The following is a 19,261-nucleotide window of genomic DNA, read 5'->3' on the forward strand; positions in this document are numbered from 1 at the left end:
CTGACTGGACCGTACAAGAGGAGAGGGAGAGCGATGAGCGACCCGTTCGACGGAACCGAGCGCAGCCTCGGCCAGCTGGTCGCCTCGGCGACCGCCGAGATGTCCGCACTGGTGCACGACGAGATCGCCCTGGCCAAGGCCGAGCTCCGGCAGGACGTGAAGCGCGGGGCGATCGGCGGCGGCGCCGGCATCGCCGCCATCGTGGTGCTGCTGTTCTCGCTGCCGATGCTGAGCTTCGCGCTCGCGTACGCCATCAACACCTGGACCGGCGGGCACAACGGCAACGGCGGCTGGAACCTCGTCTGGTGCTTCCTGCTGTCCTTCGCCTTCAACGTGCTGGTCGCGGGCCTCCTCGGCTTCATCGCGGTCCAGAAGTTCAAGAAGGTCAAGCCGCCGGAGAAGTCCATCGCCTCGGCCAAGCAGACGGCTGCCGTCATCCAGAACGTGAAGCCGCACCCCCGTCCGGAGGGTGTCCCCGCCGCTGAGGTGACGATGGCGAAGGCCCAGTCTGTGGCACGCTCGTCCGTATGACCCTCCCCGAGAGCAGCACCCCCGGCGGCGGGCCCGTACGCCTCGACGGTCCGTGGACCCACCGTGACGTCGCGGCCAACGGCGCCCGCTTCCACATCGCCGAGATGGGCGACGGCCCCCTCGTGCTGCTGCTGCACGGCTTCCCGCAGTTCTGGTGGACCTGGCGCCACCAGCTGCCGGCGCTCGCCGACGCGGGCTTCCGGGCCGTCGCGATGGACCTGCGCGGGGTCGGCGGCAGCGACCGCACCCCCCGGGGTTACGACCCCGCCAACCTGGCCCTCGACATCACCGGCGTGATCCGCTCGCTCGGCGAGCCGGACGCCGCGCTCGTCGGCCACGACCTGGGCGGCTACCTCGCCTGGACCGCCGCGGTCATGCGCCCCAAGCTGGTCCGCCGGCTCGTGGTCTCCTCGATGCCGCACCCGCGCCGCTGGCGCTCGGCGATGCTCTCCGACTTCGCCCAGTCCCGGGCCGGCTCGCACATCTGGGGCTTCCAGCGGCCGTGGCTGCCGGAGCGTCAGCTGGTCGCGGACGACGCCGAGCTGGTGGGGCGTCTGATCCAGGAGTGGTCGGGCCCGCGCCCCGCGGACGACGAGGCGGTCGAGGTGTACCGGCGGGCGATGCTCGTCCCGTCCACGGCGCACTGCTCGATCGAGCCGTACCGCTGGCTGGTCCGCTCGCTGGCCCGCCCCGACGGCATCCAGTTCAACCGGCGCATGAAGCGGCCGGTCCGGGTGCCGACGCTGCATCTGCACGGCTCGATGGACCCGGTGATGCGGACCCGCAGCGCCGCCGGATCGGGCGAGTACGTGGAGGCGCCGTACCGCTGGCGGCTCTTCGACGGCCTCGGGCACTTCCCGCACGAGGAGGACCCGGCCGTCTTCACGACGGAACTCGTCAACTGGCTGAAGGACCCCGAGCCCGACCGCTGATGCCGTTACGGGCTCCGCCCGCACGGGTTTGCGTCGAACGGCCATGTGCCCCGCGCATACTCCGATTGGCGGGCCCCGGAACGGTTACCGAGCCCGGACCCCGGGCACACGTCCCCGTATGGGCTGGACGCACGACTACGGTGACACGGCACGCGACCGCCGCTCCGCCTCCGGGCCGGGCTCCCGTGAGCGGGGAGGCCCGCCGGACCAGGGACGCGCTCCCGGCGGCGGCCAGGTCGGGATCTCACGCATCCTCAGGCGGCGCGCCCGCTGGGTCTCGGCCCGGCTCCGCCACCCGCGCGACACGCCCTAGGCGCCCCTCCCCGGACGGGGCCCCTCTCAAGGACGGGGCTCTCCCCGGACGGGGTCAGAGGGCGCAGCCGTCGGTGTCCACCTGCTGGTTGGCGGTGCGGCCGAGTTCGATGTCCTCGCGGATCTCCTCGACCGTCAGCGCGTACCCCGTGTTGGCGTCGTCGCGGGAGCGGGCGAAGATCACGCCCGAGACCGTGCCGTCCTCGGTGAGCAGCGGGCCGCCGGAGTTGCCCTGGCGGACCGTCGTGTACAGCGAGTAGACCTCCCTGCGCACCTCGCCCCGGCGGTAGATGTCGGGCCCGTCGGCGCTGATCCGGCCGCGGACGCGGGCGGAGCGGACGTCGTACGAGCCGTTCTCGGGGAAGCCGGCGACGATCGCGTCGTCGCCGCTGCGGGCCTCCCGCTCGGTGAAGCGCAGCGGGGTGGCCTGGAGGTCGGGCACGTCGAGGACGGCGATGTCGCGGCGCCAGTCGTAGAGCACGACCTTGGCGTCGTACAGCCGGCCCTCGCCGCCGATCTGCACGGTGGGTTCGTCGACGCCGCCGACGACGTGCGCGTTGGTCATCACCCGGCGTTCGGAGAAGACGAAGCCGGTGCCCTCCAGGACCTTGCCGCAGCTCGGGGCCGTACCGACGACCTTGACGATGGAGCGCTGGGCGAGGGTGGCGACGGGGCTGCCGGCGAGCGCCGGGTCGGGCGGCAGGACCTCGGTGATGGGCTCGTTGGCGAAGGGGCTGAAGACCTGCGGGAAGCCGCTGCGGGCGAGGGTGGAGCTGAAGTCGGCGAACCAGACGCCGACCTGATCGGGCATCACCCGGGAGACGCCCTGGAGCACCTTGGAGCCGCGTACCTCCTTGCCCAGGGTGGGCATCGAGGTGCCGCCGAGCGCCGAGCCGATCAGCCAGGCGACGAGGAGCATGGCGACCACGTTGACCAGCGCGCCGCCGGTGGCGTCGAGGGCGCGGACCGGGGACCGGACGATATGGCGGCGGAGCTTGTTGCCGAGGTGGGTGGTGAACGCCTGGCCGATCGAGGCGCAGACGATGACCGCCATCACGAAGATCACGGTGACCGTGGTGGAGACCTCGCTCTTGTCGGTGAGCTGGTCCCACAGGATCGGCAGCAGCCACATGGCGGCGAGCCCGCCGCCGAGGAAGCCGATCACCGAGAGGATGCCGACCACGAAGCCCTGGCGGTAACCGATGATCGCGAACCACACGGCCGCGAGCAGCAGCAGGATGTCCAGCACGTTCACGGTCGTCAGCCTCGCAGATTCGGTTCCGGTCGCCGATTCGTCTCCGGTCGCCCGGGGGGTCAGCCTGTCATGACCGCCAGTCGAGCGGGACCTGTCGCGAGGCGTCCCAGGGGCGCTCCCAGCCCGCGAAATGCATCAGTCTGTCGATCACTCCGGCGGTGAAACCCCAGACCAGAGCGGATGCGACGAGGAACGCGGGGCCCGCGTGGCCCGCCGGATGGACGGCGGTGGCGCGATTGGCCGGGTCCGTGAGATCCGCCACGGGGACCGTGAAGACCCGGGCGGTCTCGGCGGGGTCGACGGCGCCGACCGGGCTGGGCTCGCGCCACCAGCCGAGCACGGGCGTGACGACGAAGCCGCTGACCGGGATGTAGAGCCGCGGCAGCACGCCGAAGAGCTGGACGCCGGCCGGGTCGAGGCCGGTCTCCTCCTCGGCCTCGCGCAGGGCGGCGCGCAGCAGCCCCCCGTCGGCCGGGTCGCCGTCCTCGGGGTCGAGGGCGCCGCCGGGGAAGGAGGGCTGTCCGGCGTGCGAGCGGAGGCTGCCGGCCCGCTCCATGAGGAGCAGCTCGGGTCCGCGCTCGCCCTCGCCGAAGAGGACGAGCACGGCGGACTGGCGTCCGGCGCCGCTCTCGGGCGGCAGGAAGCGGCTCAGCTGCTCGGGCGCGACGGTGCGCGCGGCGTGGTCGACCGGCGCGAGCCAGCCGGGCAGGCCGTCCCGGTCCAGCAGGCCGCCGGTGCCGGGGCCGTAGATCTCTTCGTCCGTGCGCGTCATGGGCACCCCCGTGTCGTCCAACGCCGTCGCCGTGTCCCTTCGTTCCCGAGTTCCCGAGCGGGACCTGCCGCGCTCACTGGGCCCCTGAGGGCCGCTGTACGGCCCCGGGGGCCACGCCGGGCGCGGGCGGGGCCGGGCGGCCGGGGTAGTCGGCGGGTGGGTTGAGCCGCTGGCCGGGGAAGCCCCCCTTCTCGTACTTGAGCAGCTTCCGGGCCTTCTCCGGGTCGGTCTCGCCCTCGCCGTAGGCGGGGCAGAGGTGGGTGATGGGGCAGGCGCCGCAGGCGGGCTTGCGGGCGTGGCAGATGCGGCGGCCGTGGAAGATCACCCGGTGCGAGAGCATCGTCCAGTCGCTCTTCGGGAAGATCTCCGCGATCTCGGCCTCGATCTTGACCGGGTCGTCGGACCCGGTCCACTGGAAGCGGCGGGCGAGGCGCATGAAGTGGGTGTCGACGGTGATGCCGGGGACGCCGAAGGCGTTGCCGAGGACGACGAAGGCGGTCTTGCGGCCGACGCCGGGGAGTTTGACCAGGTCCTCCAGGCGGCCGGGGACCTCGCCGCCGTGCTCGTCCCTGAGGGCGGCGGCCAGGCCCATGATCGACTTGGTCTTGGCGCGGAAGAAGCCGGTGGGGCGGATCAGCTCCTCGACCTCCTCGGGGACGGCCGCGGCCAGGTCCTCGGGGGTCGGGTACTGGGCGAAGAGCGCGGGGGTCGTCTGGTTCACCCGCAGGTCGGTGGTCTGCGCGGAGAGAACCGTGGCGACCAGCAGCTCGAACGGGTTGCGGAAGTCGAGCTCAGGATGGGCGTACGGGTACACCTCCGCCAGCTCCCGATTGATCCTCCGAGCCCGCCGCACCATCCCAAGCCGCGACTCGGCCTTACCGGCGGGGAGCTGGGCGGGACCGGGCTTGGCGGGAGCGGCCTTCTTGGGCGCGGCCGACTTCGAGGCTGCGGGCTTCGCGGCAGCGGGCTTCGAGGCTGCGGGCTTGGTGGCTGCCTTCTTGGGCGCGGCCGACTTCGAGGCTGCGGGCTTCGAGGCTGCGGGCGTTGCGGCAGCCCGCTTCGCGGTGGCCGACTTCGTGGCTGCCTGCTGCGCGGCAGCGGGCCTCGCGGCGGCACTCTTCTGGGCAACCTGCTTCGAAGCGGCGGGCTTCGCGGCCGTCTGCTTCGCGGCTGCCTGCTTCGCGGCGGTGGGCTTCGCGGCGGTGGGCTTCGGGGCGGGCTTCTTCGAAGCGGCGGGCTTCGCGGCTGTCTGCTTCGGCGCAGCCGACCTCGCGGGGGTCGGCTTCGACGCCTCCTGCGCCGGAGGCGGATTGTTCCGATTCGCGGCTTTCGAGTGCTTCGACACGCCGTGTTCGCCCACGGCGGAATTACCTTCGGCCGACACTCTTCCAGCCCCCTTGGCCTGCGTTCTCACCGGTGAGTTGGACACCCGGCCAGCCTAGGGGCCGGGGGCGACATCCGCCCCGCCCACCGCCGATCGGGCCCCGATCGGGCCCCTGACGTTCGGCAAAGGCGTCCGGTGCGTCAAACTTGTTGTGATTGATCGCACTGTTTGGCACGTCCGGCATCATGGGAGCCAGGTTCCCGTGAGCAGGTCGACAGTAGGAGTGAACTCGTGGACGACGTTCTGCGGCGCGCCCCGCTCTTCGCGGCGCTCGATGACGAGCAGGCCGCCGAGCTGCGCGCCTCGATGAGTGAGGTGACGCTCGCCCGTGGCGACGCGCTCTTCCACGAGGGCGACCCCGGCGACCGCCTGTACGTGGTCACCGAGGGCAAGGTGAAGCTGCACCGCACCTCCCCCGACGGGCGGGAGAACATGCTGGCGGTCCTCGGCCCCGGCGAGCTCATCGGCGAGCTGTCCCTCTTCGACCCGGGCCCGCGCACCGCGACCGCGACGGCGCTGACCGAGGTCAAGCTGCTCGGTCTCGGTCACGGCGACCTCCAGCCCTGGCTGAACGCCCGGCCCGAGGTGGCCGGCGCCCTGCTGCGGGCCGTCGCCCGCCGGCTGCGCAAGACCAACGACCAGATGTCCGACCTGGTCTTCTCCGACGTGCCGGGCCGTGTCGCCCGCGCGCTCCTCGACCTGTCGCGCCGCTTCGGCGTGCAGTCGGAGGAGGGCATCCACGTCGTCCACGACCTCACCCAGGAGGAGCTGGCCCAGCTGGTCGGCGCCTCCCGCGAGACCGTGAACAAGGCGCTCGCCGACTTCGCCCAGCGCGGCTGGCTGCGCCTGGAGGCCCGCGCCGTGATCCTGCTGGACGTGGAGCGCCTCGCGAAGCGTTCGCGGTAACCACGCGCGCGTACCCACGCGGACGCGTACGTACGGCGAAGGGGGCCGCCCGGTCGAACCGGGCGGCCCCCTTCCGTACGGGTCGCGTCAGCGCTTGGAGCCGTCCACGATGACCGGCGTCGAGCCGCCGCCGGAGGCGCAGGGCACCGCGTAGACCGGATTCTTGGCCGCCGCCTCCTTGAAGGCGTCGATGCACTGGTTCGCCAGGACCTTGTCGGTCAGCGAGTCGTTGAGGATCTTGTTGGCGCGGGCGATGCCCTCCGCCTCGATCCGGCGGCGGTCGGAGTCCGCCTTGGCCGTACGAGCCGCCTCCAGGGCCCGCTCCGTGGCCTGCTGCTGCTGGATCTTGCGGTCGATCTGGCCCTGGAGCGCGTCCGAGGGCTTCACGTTGCGCAGGTTGACCGTGGTGACGACGATGCCGCGCGGCTCCAGGCGCTCCGTGATGAGCCGGGCGATCTCGGCGTTGATCTTCTCGCGGTCGGAGGCATACCCCTGCTCGCTGCTGTAGCGGGCGAAGACGTTCCGGACGATCTCCCGGCTGTCCGGGTAGACCAGCCGCTGCTGGATCGCGTCCTCGCTGCCCGCGAGCTTGTACAGCTCGACGGCCTTCGACGGGACCACGGCCCACTTCACCGTGACCTCGGCGTACATGACACCGCCCTGCGAGGAGCGGACCTCGACCACGTCCTTGTCGGAGAGGTTGAGGTCGACCGGGCGGGTGGAGAAGGTGGTGACGTCGGTGAACGGCGACTTCACGTGCATGCCGGAGGTCATCGGCGTCCCGACCTTGCCGAACGCGACCGGCACGCCGACCTCGTACGCGCTGATCACGTACGTCATGCTCACGATCAGCGAGAAGACGCCGGCCACCAGCGCGCCGCCGGAGCCCAGCTTCCAGCCGGTCGAGTCCTGCGACCGGCCGACGAACCAGAGCACCACCGCGGCGATGACCAGCAAAATGGCTATGACGAACATGGGCATTCCCCCGAGAGCTACGGCCTGATGTAGGCGGAGCGTAAGACATCGGGGGGCGCTCTCGGGTTCCCGGGGTGCCCGGGTCAGATCAGGCCGCGCTCCCTCAGGTACTCCAGCTGCGCCCGTACGGAGAGCTCCGCCGCCGGCCACAGCGAGCGGTGCACGTCCGCGTACACGTGCGCCACGACCTCGGGGGCCGTACGGTGCCCCGCCTCGACCGCCGCCTCCACCTGCGCCAGCCGGCCCGCCCGGTGGGCCAGGTAGAAGTCCACGGCCCCCTGCGCGTCCTCCAGGACCGGCCCGTGGCCCGGCAGGACGGTGTGCACGCCGTCGTCGACGGTCAGCGAGCGCAGCCGCCGCAGCGAGTCCAGGTAGTCGCCGAGGCGCCCGTCGGGGTGCGCCACCATCGTCGTGCCGCGCCCCAGGATCGTGTCGCCGGTGAGCACCGCGCGGTCGGCGGGGAGGTGGAAGGAGAGCGAGTCGGAGGTGTGGCCGGGCGTCGGCACCACCCGCAGCTCCAGTCCGCCGACGGTGAGCACGTCGCCCTCCCCCAGGCCCTCGTCGCCGAGGCGGAGCGCCGGGTCGAGCGCGCGGACGGACGTCCCGGTGAGCTCGGCGAAGCGGCCCGCGCCCTCGGCGTGGTCCGGGTGACCGTGCGTCAGCAGGGTGAGCGCGATCCGCTTGCCCAGCTTCCCGGCCGTGTCGATCACGTGCCGGAGGTGGCCCTCGTCGAGCGGGCCCGGGTCGACGGCGACGGCCAGGTCGGAGCCGGGCTCGGAGAGCAGCCAGGTGTTGGTGCCGTCCAGGGTCATCGCGGACGGGTTGGGCGCGAGCACGTTCACGGCCCGCTCGGTCGCGGGCCCGGAGGTGACGAGCCCGCGCGGCTGGCCCGGCAGGGCGGCGGCGTCGGTCACGAGGTGCCTCCCCCGACCCGCTTGGTGAACTCGTCGTGGCCGGGCCAGGTCAGCACCAGCTGATCGCCCTCCACGCGCGCGTGGGCAAGCACCGGGGTCATGGACTGCTTCCCGGCCGCCGCGAGGGCCTCCGCGGCCGTGGAGCAGGGCTGGAGGGACCGCAGGGTCGCGATGGTCGGCGGCATCATCGTCAGCTCGCCCCGGTCGTAGCCGTCGGCGGCCTCGGCCGGGCTGGTCCACACGGTGCGGTCGGCCTCGCCGGAGACGTCCCGGGTGCGCTGCCCGGCCGGCAGGACGGCCACGAAGAACCAGGTGTCGTACCGGCGCTGCTCGAACTCGGGGGTGATCCAGCGGGCCCACGCGCCGAGCAGGTCGGAGCGGAGCGCGAGGCCCCGCCGGTCCAGGAAGTCGGCGAAGGACAGCTCGTGGGCGACCAGCGCCGCCCGGTCGCGCTCCCAGTCCTCGCCGGTGGTGTCGCCGACGACGGTGTCCGCGGTCTCGCCGGCGAGCAGCACGCCCGCCTCCTCGAAGGTCTCGCGGACGGCCGCGCAGACCACGGCCTGGGCCTGCGCGGGGTCGTCGAGCCCGAGCCGGTCCGCCCACTCCTCCAGGGAGGGCCCGGCCCAGCGCACCGGGTGCTCGTCGCGCGGGTCGACACCGCCGCCGGGGTAGGCGTACGCGCCTCCGGCGAAGGCCATGGAGGTGCGGCGGCGCAGCATGTGGACCTCGGGCCCGCCGTCGGCGTCCCGCAGCAGGAGCACGGTGGCGGCGCGCCTGGGCGTCACCGGCACCAGCTCGCCGGCGGCGAGGGCGCGGATGCGGTCGGGCCATTCCGGCGGGTACCACTGACCATTCGACATGGCCGGATGCTATGCGCAACGAACGGAATGCACGAGGGCCGGTGGAGCGCGCGAGGGCCGCCGGAACGCGCGGGAGCCGGCCGCCCCGGGAAGGGGGCGGCCGGCTCTCGGTACGGGCTACGCGCGCGCGTGGCGGGCGGGATCAGGCTTCGGTGAGCTCGACCTGGACCTCGACCTCGACGGGGGCGTCGAGCGGGAGGACGGCGACGCCGACGGCGCTGCGGGCGTGCACGCCCTTGTCGCCGAGGATCTCGCCGAGCAGCTCGCTGGCGCCGTTGATGACGCCGGGCTGGCCGGTGAAGTCCGCGGCGGAGGCGACGAAGCCGACGACCTTCACGACGCGCTTGACGCGGTCGAGGTCACCGGCGACCGACTTCACGGCCGCGAGGGCGTTCAGCGCGCAGGTGGCGGCGAGCTCCTTGGCCTCCTCGGCGGTCACCTCGGCGCCGACCTTGCCGGTCACCGGAAGCTTGCCCTCCACCATCGGGAGCTGGCCCGAGGTGTAGACGTACACGCCGGACTGCACGGCCGGCTGGTAGGCGGCGAGCGGCGGGACGACCTCGGGCAGCTTCAGGCCCAGCTCGGCGATCCGTGCCTCGACGGCCCCGCTCACGACTGCGGCCGCTTCATGTAGGCCACGAGCTGCTCCGGGTTGGGCCCGGGCACGACCTGGACGAGCTCCCAGCCGTCCTGGCCCCAGTTGTCGAGAATCTGCTTGGTCGCGTGCACCAGAAGCGGCACCGTGACGTACTCCCACTTGGTCATGGAGGCGACTGTAGCCGCTGCGGCGGGGTGCTCCGCCGAGGCTCCCCCTAGGGTCCGGGCTCCGGGGCTTCTCCGGGGCGGTCCGCTGATTGCGCGGGCCCGCCAGTGGTTAGGCTCGACAGCGTGAGCAGGCTCCAGGTCGTCAGCGGCAAGGGCGGTACCGGTAAGACGACGGTCGCCGCCGCCCTCGCCCTCGCCCTCGCGACGGAGGGGAAGCGCACACTCCTCGTCGAGGTCGAAGGCAGACAGGGCATCGCACAGCTCTTCGAGACGGAGGCGCTTCCCTACGAGGAGCGCAAGATCGCCGTGGCTCCGGGCGGCGGCGAGGTGTACGCGCTGGCGATCGACGCCGAGCGCGCCCTCCTCGACTACCTCCAGATGTTCTACAAACTGGGCGGCGCGGGCCGGGCCCTGAAGAAGCTCGGGGCGATCGACTTCGCGACGACGATAGCGCCGGGGGTGCGGGACGTCCTGCTCACCGGCAAGGCGTGCGAGGCGGTCCGCCGGCGGGAGAAGGACGGCCGCCCGGTCTACGACCACGTGGTGATGGACGCGCCGCCGACCGGCCGCATCACCCGCTTCCTCAATGTGAACGACGAGGTGGCGGGGCTGGCCAGGATCGGCCCGATACACAACCAGGCGCAGGCGGTGATGAAGGTCCTCAAGTCCCCCGACACGGCGGTGCACTTGGTGACCCTCCTGGAGGAGATGCCGGTCCAGGAGACGGCGGACGGCGTCGCCGAGCTGCGCGCGGCGGGGCTTCCGGTGGGCCGGGTGGTGGTGAACATGGTCCGCCCGCACGTGCTGGACGAGGCGGCGGTACGGGCCGCCTCCGGCGACCACCGCGAGGCGATCGCGCGGTCGCTGGCCTCCGCCGGGGTGGCGGGCGGCGCCGCGCTGGTGGAGCCGCTGCTCGACCAGGCGGCCGAGCACGCGCGCCGGGTGGAGCTGGAGCGGGACCAGCGGGAGGTCCTGGACGGCCTCGGCCTGCCCGCGTACGAGCTGCCGTACCTGGGCGACGGGGCGGACATCGCGGGCCTCTACCGCCTGGCGAAGGAACTGCGGAAGCAAGGGGTGGGTGCGGCGTGACGGAGAAGACCCCGACGACCGCCACGGGCGGGCTGGACGCCGTGCCCGCCTTGGCGATCGACCCGATCCTCGACGACCGGGGCACCCGGATCATCGTCTGCTGCGGCGCGGGCGGCGTCGGCAAGACGACCACGGCGGCGGCGCTGGGCGTGCGGGCGGCGGAGCGGGGGCGGCGGGTGGTCGTCCTCACCATCGACCCGGCGCGCCGGCTCGCGCAGTCGATGGGGATCGACGCGCTGGACAACACGCCTCGCAAGGTGGACGGGATCAAGGGGTCCGACGGCGGCGAACTGCACGCGATGATGCTGGACATGAAGCGGACCTTCGACGAGATCGTCGAGGCGCACGCCGATCCGGCGCGGGCGCGGGCGATCCTGGAGAACCCCTTCTACCAGTCCCTGTCGGCCGGTTTCGCCGGTACGCAGGAGTACATGGCGATGGAGAAGCTGGGCCAGCTCCGGGCCCGGGACGAGTGGGACCTGATCGTCGTCGACACCCCGCCGTCCCGGTCGGCGCTGGACTTCCTGGACGCGCCGAAGCGGCTGGGGTCCTTCCTGGACGGGAAGTTCATCAAGCTGCTGATGGCGCCGGCGAAGGTGGGCGGCCGGGCCGGGATGAAGTTCCTCAACGTCGGCATGTCGATGATGTCGGGGACGCTGGGGAAGCTGCTCGGCGGTCAGTTCCTGGGGGACGTGCAGACCTTCGTCGCCGCGATGGACACGATGTTCGGCGGCTTCCGGACGCGGGCGGACGCCACGTACCGGCTGCTCCAGGCTCCGGGCACGGCCTTCCTGGTCGTCGCGGCCCCGGAGCGGGACGCGCTGCGGGAGGCGGCGTACTTCGTGGAGCGGCTGGCCGCGGAGGGCATGCCGCTGGCCGGTCTCGTCCTCAACCGGGTCCACGGCAGCGGTGCGGCGCGGCTCTCGGCGGAGCGGGCGCGGGCGGCCGCGGAAAATCTTGACGAGGGCCGCATTGTGGATCAGGGGCCCGGGAAGACTGGACTGCGTGGCGCCCCGGCCACGTCGTCCGAGCCGTCGCACCCCGCCACCGCCGCCGACTCCCCCGTACGCCCTCCTGCCGCACCCGAGGCTGCCCCCACAGCCGACGTGCCCGAAGAGCACCGCAGCACGGACACCGATCCCGGGTCCGATCCGGACATCGCGCGGCTCACCGCGGGTCTGCTCCGGCTCCACGCCGAGCGGATGCGGGTACTCGCGCGCGAGCAGCGCACGCGGGACCGCTTCACGGCCCTCCACCCGGAGGTGGCGGTGACCGAGGTGGCCGCCCTGCCCGGCGATGTGCACGACCTCGCCGGGCTGCGGGCCATCGGTGAGCGCCTCTCCTCCCCGCGCGACCGGTCCTGACGGGACCTCACGGGGCGGGCGGGGACTAGCCGACCGCGGCGTACTCCTCGTACGTCGCGTCGTCCTCCATGGCCACGGGCAGCAGGCCCGCGCCGCGCTCGTACTCGGTGCGGGCGGTCTCCAGGAGCCGCCGCCACGAGGTGACCGTGGGGCGCCGGCGCAGCAGGGCACGGCGCTCGCGCTCCGTCATGCCGCCCCACACGCCGAACTCCACACGGTTGTCCAGGGCGTCGGCGAGGCACTCGGTGCGCACCGGGCAGCCGGTGCACACCGCCTTTGCCCTGTTCTGTGCCGCTCCCTGCACGAAAAGTTCATCCGGATCGGTAGTGCGGCAGGCCGCCTGCGCACTCCAGTCAGCTACCCAGCCCATACCGGCGCCGTCCTCTCCCGAATCGAGGCTCCCCCACGGCGGCAGCGGCATATTCACCGCTGCCAGTTGGGACGTTACGGAAGGCGGGCACAGCGCAACACCCCCTTCGGGCCCAATCTTGAATGGCCCGAACGGACTATGCGTGCGCGTCAGATCACCCAGGGGAGTGAGCGAAGGACATGCGTGTGTTATAGGACACCCCCCGGCACACACCCCGAAATCGGGCGGCGCACGCACCTGAACCGGGCACACGATGACCCGCGTATTCGGGGACGCGGGAACTCGTGCCGGAAATCAGGCGGATGTCACGCACGGGGGTTGATGCCTGACCGCACTCCTGTGACAGTTGTGAGCAGCTTAGGCCAAGGCATATACGTGTGTCCGGCGATTGAGAACGTAGGCTGCCCCCATGGCAAAGAAGCGCTCGGGCGGTGGTCTGACCGGGACCCAGCAGGCCGCCAAGTTCCTCGGTGTCAGTGTGCTCTCCGGAGCCGTGCTGGCGGGCATCGCCCTGCCCGCGGCCGGCGCACTGGGTCTGGCGGCGAAGGGCACGGTGGAGGGGTTCGACGAGATCCCCTCCAATCTGAAGACCCCGCCCCTCAGCCAGCGCACCACCATCCTGGACTCCAAGGGCGGGCTGATCGCCACCGTCTACTCCCGGGACCGCAAGGTGGTGCCGCTGGAGAAGATCTCCCCCTACATGCAGAAGGCGATCGTCGCGATCGAGGACTCGCGCTTCTACGAGCACGGCGCGATCGACCTCAAGGGCGTGCTCCGCGCGATCAACAAGAACGCGCAGTCGGGCGGGGTCTCGGAGGGCGCCTCCACGCTCACCCAGCAGTACGTGAAGAACGTCTTCGTCGAGGAGGCCGGTGACGACCCGGAGAAGGTCGCGCAGGCCACCCAGCAGACGATCGGCCGCAAGGTCCGCGAGCTGAAGTACGCGATCCAGGTCGAGGAGGAGCTGGGCAAGAAGAAGATCCTGGAGAACTACCTCAACATCACGTTCTTCGGGCAGCAGGCGTACGGCATCGAGGCCGCCTCGCAGCGCTACTTCTCCAAGCCCGCGGCCAAGCTGGAGCTGGGCGAGGCCGCGATGATGGCCGGCCTGGTGCAGTCGCCGAGCCGCTTCGACCCGATCAACGACCTCCAGGAAGCGACCAAGCGGCGCAACATCGTCCTCCAGCGGATGGCGGACGTCGGCGACATCACCCAGGCCGAGTTCGAGAAGGCCAAGGCCGCGCCGATCAAGCTGAAGGTGAAGACGCCGAGGAACGGCTGCATCACCGCCGTCGACGGCGCCGGCTTCTTCTGCGACTACGTCCGCAAGACCATCCTCAGCGACCCGGTCTTCGGCAAGACCTCCGAGGACCGGCAGAAGCTGTGGAACCTGGGCGGCCTGACCGTCCGGACCACGCTCGACCCGAAGGCGCAGGCGGCGGCGAACGAGGCCGCCGTGGCCAAGATCAACAAGGACGACGGGGTCGCGACCGCCGTCGTCCAGGTCCAGCCCGGCACCGGCAAGGTCCTGTCGATGAGCCAGTCCCGTCCGTACGGCCTGGACCAGAAGCAGCACCAGACGACGCTCAACCTCGCCGTCGGCAGCAAGATGGGCGGCACCACGTACGGCTTCCCGGTCGGCTCGACCTTCAAGCCGATCACGGCCGCCGCCGCCCTGGAGAAGGGTCTGAGCCCGGCGCAGAGCTTCGACACGCCGTGGAAGATCACGCTGAAGGAGAGCGACTACACGCGCTGCGACGGCAAGCCGTCCGGCTACGCGGACTGGTCGGTCCAGAACGAGCTCAAGTCCGAGAAGGGGGCGTACGACATGACCAGCGCCCTCGGCAAGTCCATCAACACCTACTTCGCCAAGCTGGAGCAGATGGCCGGCCTCTGCGAGACGCTGACGATGGCGAAGAAGGTCGGCTACGAGCGCGAGCTGGGCAAGCCGATCCGGCAGAGCCCGTCCGCCACCCTCGGCTCCCTGGAGAGCACCCCGCTCGACATGGCGAACGTCTACGCGACCTTCGCCAACCGCGGCATCTACTGCGCGCCGGTGGTCATCGACTCCATCAAGGCCGCCAACGGCGACAAGCTGAACGTGCCGCAGACCAAGTGCACGCGGGCGATGTCCGACCGCACCGCCGACACGATCAACCAGATGCTCAAGGGCGTCGTCGAGGACGGCACCGGTACGCGGGCCGGTCTGAGCGACCGGGACAACGCGGGCAAGACCGGTACCACCGACGGCCGCAAGGACGCCTGGTTCGTCGGCTACACCCCGAACCTGTCCACCGCCGTCTGGGTCGGCGACGACGTCGGCAAGCGCGACGAGATGTTCGACCTCACCATCGGTGGCGTCTACTACGAGAAGGTCTGCGGTGGCTGCCTCCCGGGCCCGATCTGGCGGATCGCGATGACCGGCGCGCTCGACGACGAGAGGCCCACCTTCGTCGGCATCAAGGTCCCCCGGGCCGAGAAGCCGAAGGAGAAGAAGCCGGAGGACGGCAAGCCGGGCGACAAGAAGCCGGGCGCCCGGCCGGACAACCGCCTCCCGAACATCCCGCTCCCGGGCCTGGGCCGGGGCGGCGACGGCCGCGGCGACCGCTGACCGTCGAGTGAACGACGAAGGGCTCCCTCTCCGCATCGGATGCGGCGAGGGAGCCCTTTTCTCGTAGGCGTACGCCACGTACGCCCACCGCTCAGCCGGCGAGCAGCTTCTTCACCGAGGCGGCGACGCGGCCGCCCTCGGCCTGGCCCGCGACCTTCGGGTTCACGATCTTCATGACGGCGCCCATCGCGCGCGGGCCCTCGGCTCCGGCGGCCTTCGCCTCCTCGACCGCGGCGGCCACGATGCCGTCCAGCTCCTCGTCGGAGAGCTGCTTCGGGAGGTACGCGTCGAGGAGGACGCCCTCCGCCCGCTCGCGCTCGGCCGACTCGGCACGACCGCCCTGCTCGAAGGCGTCCGCGGCCTCGCGGCGCTTCTTCGCCTCCTTGGCGATCACCTTCTGCACCTCGTCCTCGGAGAGCTCGCGCTTGGTCTTGCCCGCGACCTCCTCCTTGGTGATCGCGGCGATGGTCAGCCGCAGGGTCGAGGAGCGCAGTTCGTCGCGGTCCTTGATCGCGGCGTTGAGGTCGTCCTTCAGTCGTGCCTTGAGCGTGGTCATGGCCCAAGTGTGGCAGGTGCTCCCGGCACACCGCCCGTCCATTTCCACCCCGCGGGTCTGGAACGATGGGGGGATGCGCGCACGGTACGGGATCCCCCTGAAGATCACGGCAGGCGTCGCGGCCACGGCCGCGGCCGGACTCGTCTACGCGGCGGGCTTCGAGGCCCGCTCCTTCCGGCTCCGCCGGATCACCGTCCCCGTCCTGCCGCCGGGCATGGACGACCTGCGGGTCCTCCAGGTCTCCGACGTGCACATGGTGTGCGGCCAGGACAAGAAGCGGGCCTGGTTGCAGAAGCTCGCCGGACTCCGCCCCGACTTCGTCGTGAACACCGGCGACAACCTCTCCGACACCGAGGCCGTGCCGGAGCTGCTCGACGCGCTCGGCCCGCTGATGCAGTTCCCCGGCGTGTACGTCTTCGGCTCCAACGACTACTACGGCCCCCGGCTGCGCAACCCCGCCCTCTACCTCCTGGAGAAGGCGCAGGGCCGGCACGGGCTCAACGGCAACAAGCCGGTCGTCGGGGCCGTGCACAACCCGTGGGAGGGGATCAAGGACGCCTTCGACGCGGCCGGATGGGTGGACCTCACCAACACCCGCGGCGGGCTCAAGCTGCCCCAGGGCGACCTGGGCTTCACCGGTCTGGACGACCCGCACATCAAGCGGGACCGGTACGAGCGGGTGGCCGGCGGCCCCGAGGCGTCGGCGGACTTCTCCCTGGGCATCGTCCACGCCCCGTACCTGCGCGCCCTCGACGCCTTCACCGCCGACGGCTACGAGCTGATCCTCGCCGGGCACACCCACGGCGGACAGCTGTGCGTCCCCTTCTACGGCGCCCTCGTCACCAACTGCGACCTCGACACCGGCCGGGTGAAGGGCCTCTCCACCCACACCGCCGGCGGCCACACCTCCTACCTGCACGTCTCGGCGGGCTGCGGCACCAACCGGTTCACCCCGGTCCGCTTCGCCTGCCCGCCCGAGGCGACCCTGCTCACCCTGACGGCGCGCCCCTGAACTCCGTACGGGGACACGCCCGTCCCCGTACCGTTCACCCCATGCCGAACCGTTTCACCGCCGTCGTCCGCGCGCTGATCGCCCTGGCCGCGGCGACCGGCATCCTGATCGAATGCGCCGAGGGCGACCCCCTGGTCGTCTTCAGCTTCTTCACGATCTGGACCAACACCGCCGTCGCCTTCGTCCTCGGCCTGGGCGCCACCCGCGCCTGGACCGGACGCCCGCCGCTGCCCGCCGTCTGGACCGGCGGGGTGCTGCTCTGCATCACGATCGTCGGGCTCGTCTTCCACCTGGTCCTCGACAACCCGTCGAGCTCCTTCAACCAGGCCGCCGACATCGCCCGCCTCACCGGCGCCCGCGCCCTCGCCAACCAGCTCCTGCACACCGTCACCCCGCTCGGCGTCGTCCTGGAGTGGCTGCTCCTCACCCCGCCCGGCGCGCTCCGCCCCCGCCACGCCGTGCTGTGGCTCGCCGCGCCCGGCGCCTACCTGGCCTTCGCCCTCGTCCGCGGCGCGCTGCTCCCGGCCGGCGCCCGGACCCGCTACACGTACCCCTTCCTCGACGTCGCCGCCCACGGCTACGCCGGAGTCCTGGTCAACGCCCTCGCCCTGGGTCTCGCCTTCTGCGCCCTCGGCCTGCTCCTCGTCACGGCGGACCGCTTCCGACCTGCGGTGGCGGGGCGCCGTAACCGGATTTCGTCTCTGGGCGCGGGTGGGCTAAAGTAATCGATGTCGCCGCGACGTGAAGAACAGAACAGCGACATCGGGGTGTAGCGCAGCTTGGCAGCGCGCTTCGTTCGGGACGAAGAGGTCGTGGGTTCAAATCCCGCCACCCCGACAGCCAAAGGTTCAGGGCCTGATCCGCGCAAGCGGGTCGGGCCCTGAGTCGTTTCCCGGGGGGATCTCGCAGAGGGAAGGGCCGTGACGGAGCAGAGGGTGTACGAGGGGTACGGGGCGTATCTCGACTGGTATGCCGGGATTCTGGCTGGGGTGTGTGCCACCGGGCGGCGGCTGAGCCGTGAGGAGCTGGAGGGGCTGCGGGAGCGGGGGGAGCGGGCGGCCGAGGCCGGGATCGGGTTGCGGGCGCTCGTGCGGGCCCATCTCGCCGCCGCGCGGGCCGTGCGGGGCGAGCTGCCCCGGGGGACCGATCCAGATCTCCTGCTGGGCGTGGTGGAGCAGGCCGTCGACGCCTTCGCCGAGGGGCACGAGCGGGCGCAGAAGCTGGCGGTCCGGCAGGAGGAGGCCGCGCGGCGGGAGTTCGTCGACGACCTGCTGTACGGCGGCAGCGACCTGGGGCGGCTGGCCGAGCGGGCCGAGCGGTTCGGGCTGCTGCTCTCGCACGCCCACGCGGTGGCGGTGGCGCAGGCGCCCGAGCCGTTCGGGGACGGGTATCCCGTCTCGCGGAGCGTCGAGTCCTCGCTGCTGGCCCGCTTCGGCACCCGGCGGATCCTGCTCACCACCAAGGACGGGCGGCTGATCTGCATCGCCCCGGCCGACGAGCCCGAGGTCCTCGCCCACTTCGCCAAGCAGACGTACGCGACCGCCGACGGCAGTCTGGTCGCGATCGGGCGGCCGCACCCGGGCGCCGGCGGCGTCGTCCACTCGTACGAGGAGGCGCTCGGCGCCCTCGACCTGGCCGGGCGCATCGGGCTGGACGGGCCCGTGCTGTACGCCGCCGACCTGCTCGTCTACCCCGTCCTCGGGCGGGACCGGCAGGCCATGGCCGACCTCGTCGGGACGGTGCTCGGGCCGCTCACCACCGCCCGGGGCGGGGCGGTGCCGCTCCTCGACACCCTGCACGCCTACTTCGACGCGGGCTGCGTCACCACCGAGGCGGCCCGGCGGCTCGCGCTGAGCGTGCGGGCCGTCACGTACCGGCTCGACCGGATCCACCGGCTCACCGGCTGCGACCCCGGCGACCCGACCCAGCGGTACACGCTCCAGACCGCGGCGATCGGGGCGCGGCTGCTCGGCTGGCCGGGCGAGGAGCTGTGACGCGTACGGCATTCCGTCCGTTTCGGGACGGCATCAAGGAAGCGTAAAGATTGCCGGGCACCGGCAGTGCGGGTGAAGCCTGTGTGATGAAACGATCCTCTGGACGGCGGGCAGGACACGACGACCGGAGGAGCGGGGACATGGTCTGGTTTCTCGGTCTCGGCATCGGCGGTCTGCTGCTGCTCGTCCTGAGCCTGGTCTTCGACGGGGTCCTGGAAGGACTCTTCGACGGCCTCGGCGGGCTGGACGGACTCCTTTCGCTGCCGGTGGTCGCCGGATTCCTCTCGGCCCTCGGCTTCACGGGGGCGCTCGTGCTCGGCACGACCGGCGCGGGCGCGGGGGTCGCCACCGGCGCGGGCGCGGTCGCCGGCCTCGGCGTCGGCTGGCTGACCTGGAAGTTCAGCCGGGCCCTGCTGCGCGACACCACCGCGGCCGCCCCGCGCGGCGAGGACCTGACCGGCAGCTCCGGCTCCGTGGTCACCGCCGTCCCGGCGGACGGCTACGGCGAGGTGCTGCTCTATCTGAACGGCCAGCCCGTGAAGTACGCGGCCAGGGCCTCCCGGGCCGTCCCGCGCGGCGCCGAGGTGTGGGTCGAGTCGGTCCTCTCCGCCACCTCCGTCCACGTGCGCCCCGTCGAACGCTGACCGCCGTCCTCTCCG

21 protein-coding genes and 1 tRNA gene are annotated in these 19,261 nt (G+C 72.1%); 12 read left to right on the plus strand and 10 right to left on the minus strand.

Annotated features, from left to right (window positions below; all coding sequences use genetic code 11):
* The first annotated feature begins 33 nt into the window (after positions 1–33).
* The 3 genes from ACFXMG_RS22350 to ACFXMG_RS22360 all read left to right on the plus strand — a co-directional run bounded on the left by ACFXMG_RS22350 (position 34) and on the right by ACFXMG_RS22360 (position 1,776).
* A complete protein-coding gene (locus tag ACFXMG_RS22350; RefSeq protein WP_383826805.1) occupies positions 34–531 on the plus strand; it encodes a phage holin family protein in 498 nt (165 codons plus the stop codon).
* Positions 528–1,463 carry an alpha/beta fold hydrolase gene (locus tag ACFXMG_RS22355; RefSeq protein WP_383826808.1) on the plus strand — a complete coding sequence of 312 codons (936 nt, stop codon included), beginning with the start codon at positions 528–530 and terminating at the stop codon, positions 1,461–1,463. Before ACFXMG_RS22350 ends, ACFXMG_RS22355 begins: the two co-directional genes overlap by 4 nt.
* Positions 1,464–1,581: 118 nt before the next feature.
* Positions 1,582–1,776: a hypothetical protein gene (locus tag ACFXMG_RS22360; protein ID WP_383826811.1), complete on the plus strand. Its 195-nt coding sequence runs from the start codon at positions 1,582–1,584 to the stop codon at positions 1,774–1,776.
* A 54-nt stretch (positions 1,777–1,830) separates the two neighbouring features.
* Here ACFXMG_RS22360 and ACFXMG_RS22365 read toward each other — a convergent pair whose 3' ends face one another.
* From ACFXMG_RS22365 to nth, 3 genes are all read right to left on the minus strand, one after another.
* A complete protein-coding gene (locus ACFXMG_RS22365; RefSeq protein ID WP_383826813.1) occupies positions 1,831–3,030 on the minus strand; it encodes a MarP family serine protease in 1,200 nt (399 codons plus the stop codon).
* Between the two features lie 67 nt (positions 3,031–3,097).
* The gene (locus ACFXMG_RS22370; protein ID WP_383826816.1) at positions 3,098–3,802 is read right to left on the minus strand and encodes an NUDIX hydrolase; all 705 of its coding nucleotides are present in this window, start codon (positions 3,800–3,802) and stop codon (positions 3,098–3,100) included.
* Positions 3,803–3,875: 73 nt separating this feature from the next.
* Positions 3,876–5,147, minus strand: coding sequence for an endonuclease III (gene nth, locus ACFXMG_RS22375; RefSeq protein ID WP_383826888.1), 1,272 nt, complete (start codon positions 5,145–5,147; stop codon positions 3,876–3,878).
* 270 nt (positions 5,148–5,417) lie between these two features.
* On the opposite strand from nth, the gene ACFXMG_RS22380 reads away from it, so the two are divergent.
* Positions 5,418–6,092, plus strand: a complete 675-nt coding sequence (locus ACFXMG_RS22380; RefSeq protein WP_030495802.1) for a Crp/Fnr family transcriptional regulator — start codon at positions 5,418–5,420, stop codon at positions 6,090–6,092.
* 87 nt (positions 6,093–6,179) lie between these two features.
* On the opposite strand, the gene ACFXMG_RS22385 is transcribed toward ACFXMG_RS22380, so the two are convergent.
* From ACFXMG_RS22385 to ACFXMG_RS22405, 5 genes are all read right to left on the minus strand, one after another.
* Positions 6,180–7,067, minus strand: coding sequence for a prohibitin family protein (locus tag ACFXMG_RS22385; RefSeq protein ID WP_383826819.1), 888 nt, complete (start codon positions 7,065–7,067; stop codon positions 6,180–6,182).
* Positions 7,068–7,150: 83 nt separating this feature from the next.
* Positions 7,151–7,981: an MBL fold metallo-hydrolase gene (locus ACFXMG_RS22390; protein WP_383826822.1), complete on the minus strand. Its 831-nt coding sequence runs from the start codon at positions 7,979–7,981 to the stop codon at positions 7,151–7,153.
* Entirely contained in the window at positions 7,978–8,841 is an 864-nt protein-coding gene (locus ACFXMG_RS22395; protein WP_383826826.1) for an NUDIX hydrolase, read from the minus strand. The genes ACFXMG_RS22390 and ACFXMG_RS22395 overlap by 4 nt, the downstream gene beginning before the upstream one ends.
* Positions 8,842–8,983: 142 nt before the next feature.
* Positions 8,984–9,454 (minus strand): RidA family protein, encoded by a 471-nt coding sequence (locus tag ACFXMG_RS22400; protein WP_383826829.1) that lies wholly within the window; start codon positions 9,452–9,454, stop codon positions 8,984–8,986.
* Complete coding sequence (locus ACFXMG_RS22405) at positions 9,451–9,606, minus strand: DUF4177 domain-containing protein (protein ID WP_158821993.1); 156 nt, start codon at positions 9,604–9,606, stop codon at positions 9,451–9,453. The genes ACFXMG_RS22400 and ACFXMG_RS22405 overlap by 4 nt, the downstream gene beginning before the upstream one ends.
* Before the next feature lie 123 nt (positions 9,607–9,729).
* On the opposite strand from ACFXMG_RS22405, the gene ACFXMG_RS22410 reads away from it, so the two are divergent.
* Together ACFXMG_RS22410 and ACFXMG_RS22415 are read left to right on the plus strand one after the other, a co-directional pair.
* The gene (locus ACFXMG_RS22410) at positions 9,730–10,695 is read left to right on the plus strand and encodes an ArsA family ATPase (RefSeq protein ID WP_383826832.1); all 966 of its coding nucleotides are present in this window, start codon (positions 9,730–9,732) and stop codon (positions 10,693–10,695) included.
* Positions 10,692–12,059, plus strand: a complete 1,368-nt coding sequence (locus tag ACFXMG_RS22415) for an ArsA family ATPase (RefSeq protein WP_383826835.1) — start codon at positions 10,692–10,694, stop codon at positions 12,057–12,059. Before ACFXMG_RS22410 ends, ACFXMG_RS22415 begins: the two co-directional genes overlap by 4 nt.
* Before the next feature lie 25 nt (positions 12,060–12,084).
* On the opposite strand, the gene ACFXMG_RS22420 is transcribed toward ACFXMG_RS22415, so the two are convergent.
* Positions 12,085–12,429, minus strand: coding sequence for a WhiB family transcriptional regulator (locus ACFXMG_RS22420; protein WP_030495795.1), 345 nt, complete (start codon positions 12,427–12,429; stop codon positions 12,085–12,087).
* Positions 12,430–12,838: 409 nt separating this feature from the next.
* Here ACFXMG_RS22420 and ACFXMG_RS22425 point away from each other — a divergent pair, with 409 nt between their 5' ends.
* Complete coding sequence (locus ACFXMG_RS22425; RefSeq protein ID WP_383826838.1) at positions 12,839–15,040, plus strand: transglycosylase domain-containing protein; 2,202 nt, start codon at positions 12,839–12,841, stop codon at positions 15,038–15,040.
* Between the two features lie 91 nt (positions 15,041–15,131).
* Here ACFXMG_RS22425 and ACFXMG_RS22430 read toward each other — a convergent pair whose 3' ends face one another.
* Positions 15,132–15,596, minus strand: a complete 465-nt coding sequence (locus ACFXMG_RS22430) for a GatB/YqeY domain-containing protein (RefSeq protein ID WP_043221167.1) — start codon at positions 15,594–15,596, stop codon at positions 15,132–15,134.
* 73 nt (positions 15,597–15,669) lie between these two features.
* Between ACFXMG_RS22430 and ACFXMG_RS22435 the strand changes: the two genes are divergently transcribed.
* The 5 genes from ACFXMG_RS22435 (at position 15,670) to ACFXMG_RS22455 (ending at position 19,246) form a co-directional block, all read left to right on the plus strand.
* Entirely contained in the window at positions 15,670–16,608 is a 939-nt protein-coding gene (locus ACFXMG_RS22435) for a metallophosphoesterase (protein WP_383826842.1), read from the plus strand.
* A 41-nt stretch (positions 16,609–16,649) separates the two neighbouring features.
* On the plus strand, positions 16,650–17,333 hold the full coding sequence (locus ACFXMG_RS22440; protein WP_383826845.1) for a Pr6Pr family membrane protein: 684 nt from the start codon (positions 16,650–16,652) through the stop codon (positions 17,331–17,333).
* A 38-nt stretch (positions 17,334–17,371) separates the two neighbouring features.
* Positions 17,372–17,445: transfer RNA gene (locus ACFXMG_RS22445), tRNA-Pro, on the plus strand.
* A gap of 83 nt (positions 17,446–17,528) precedes the next feature.
* Positions 17,529–18,602: a PucR family transcriptional regulator gene (locus ACFXMG_RS22450; RefSeq protein WP_383826848.1), complete on the plus strand. Its 1,074-nt coding sequence runs from the start codon at positions 17,529–17,531 to the stop codon at positions 18,600–18,602.
* A 140-nt stretch (positions 18,603–18,742) separates the two neighbouring features.
* Positions 18,743–19,246: a hypothetical protein gene (locus ACFXMG_RS22455; protein ID WP_383826851.1), complete on the plus strand. Its 504-nt coding sequence runs from the start codon at positions 18,743–18,745 to the stop codon at positions 19,244–19,246.
* Positions 19,247–19,261: the final 15 nt, after the last annotated feature.

It is taken from the genome of Streptomyces sp. NPDC059201, assembly GCF_042754585.1.
In the GTDB taxonomy this organism is placed as follows: Bacteria; Actinomycetota; Actinomycetes; order Streptomycetales; family Streptomycetaceae; genus Streptomyces.

What these genes read in the sequence shown, in the direction of transcription:
- ACFXMG_RS22355 (WP_383826808.1), top strand. Translation starts at nt 528, where the DNA reads ATGACCCTCCCCGAGAGCAGCACCCCCGGCGGCGGGCCCGTACGCCTC.
- ACFXMG_RS22420 (WP_030495795.1), bottom strand. Translation starts at nt 12,429, where the DNA reads ATGGGCTGGGTAGCTGACTGGAGTGCGCAGGCGGCCTGCCGCACTACC.
- ACFXMG_RS22360 (WP_383826811.1), top strand. Translation starts at nt 1,582, where the DNA reads ATGGGCTGGACGCACGACTACGGTGACACGGCACGCGACCGCCGCTCC.
- ACFXMG_RS22425 (WP_383826838.1), top strand. Translation starts at nt 12,839, where the DNA reads ATGGCAAAGAAGCGCTCGGGCGGTGGTCTGACCGGGACCCAGCAGGCC.
- ACFXMG_RS22455 (WP_383826851.1), top strand. Translation starts at nt 18,743, where the DNA reads ATGGTCTGGTTTCTCGGTCTCGGCATCGGCGGTCTGCTGCTGCTCGTC.
- ACFXMG_RS22405 (WP_158821993.1), bottom strand. Translation starts at nt 9,606, where the DNA reads ATGACCAAGTGGGAGTACGTCACGGTGCCGCTTCTGGTGCACGCGACC.
- ACFXMG_RS22430 (WP_043221167.1), bottom strand. Translation starts at nt 15,596, where the DNA reads ATGACCACGCTCAAGGCACGACTGAAGGACGACCTCAACGCCGCGATC.
- ACFXMG_RS22385 (WP_383826819.1), bottom strand. Translation starts at nt 7,067, where the DNA reads ATGTTCGTCATAGCCATTTTGCTGGTCATCGCCGCGGTGGTGCTCTGG.
- ACFXMG_RS22370 (WP_383826816.1), bottom strand. Translation starts at nt 3,802, where the DNA reads ATGACGCGCACGGACGAAGAGATCTACGGCCCCGGCACCGGCGGCCTG.
- ACFXMG_RS22435 (WP_383826842.1), top strand. Translation starts at nt 15,670, where the DNA reads ATGCGCGCACGGTACGGGATCCCCCTGAAGATCACGGCAGGCGTCGCG.
- ACFXMG_RS22350 (WP_383826805.1), top strand. Translation starts at nt 34, where the DNA reads ATGAGCGACCCGTTCGACGGAACCGAGCGCAGCCTCGGCCAGCTGGTC.
- ACFXMG_RS22440 (WP_383826845.1), top strand. Translation starts at nt 16,650, where the DNA reads ATGCCGAACCGTTTCACCGCCGTCGTCCGCGCGCTGATCGCCCTGGCC.
- ACFXMG_RS22395 (WP_383826826.1), bottom strand. Translation starts at nt 8,841, where the DNA reads ATGTCGAATGGTCAGTGGTACCCGCCGGAATGGCCCGACCGCATCCGC.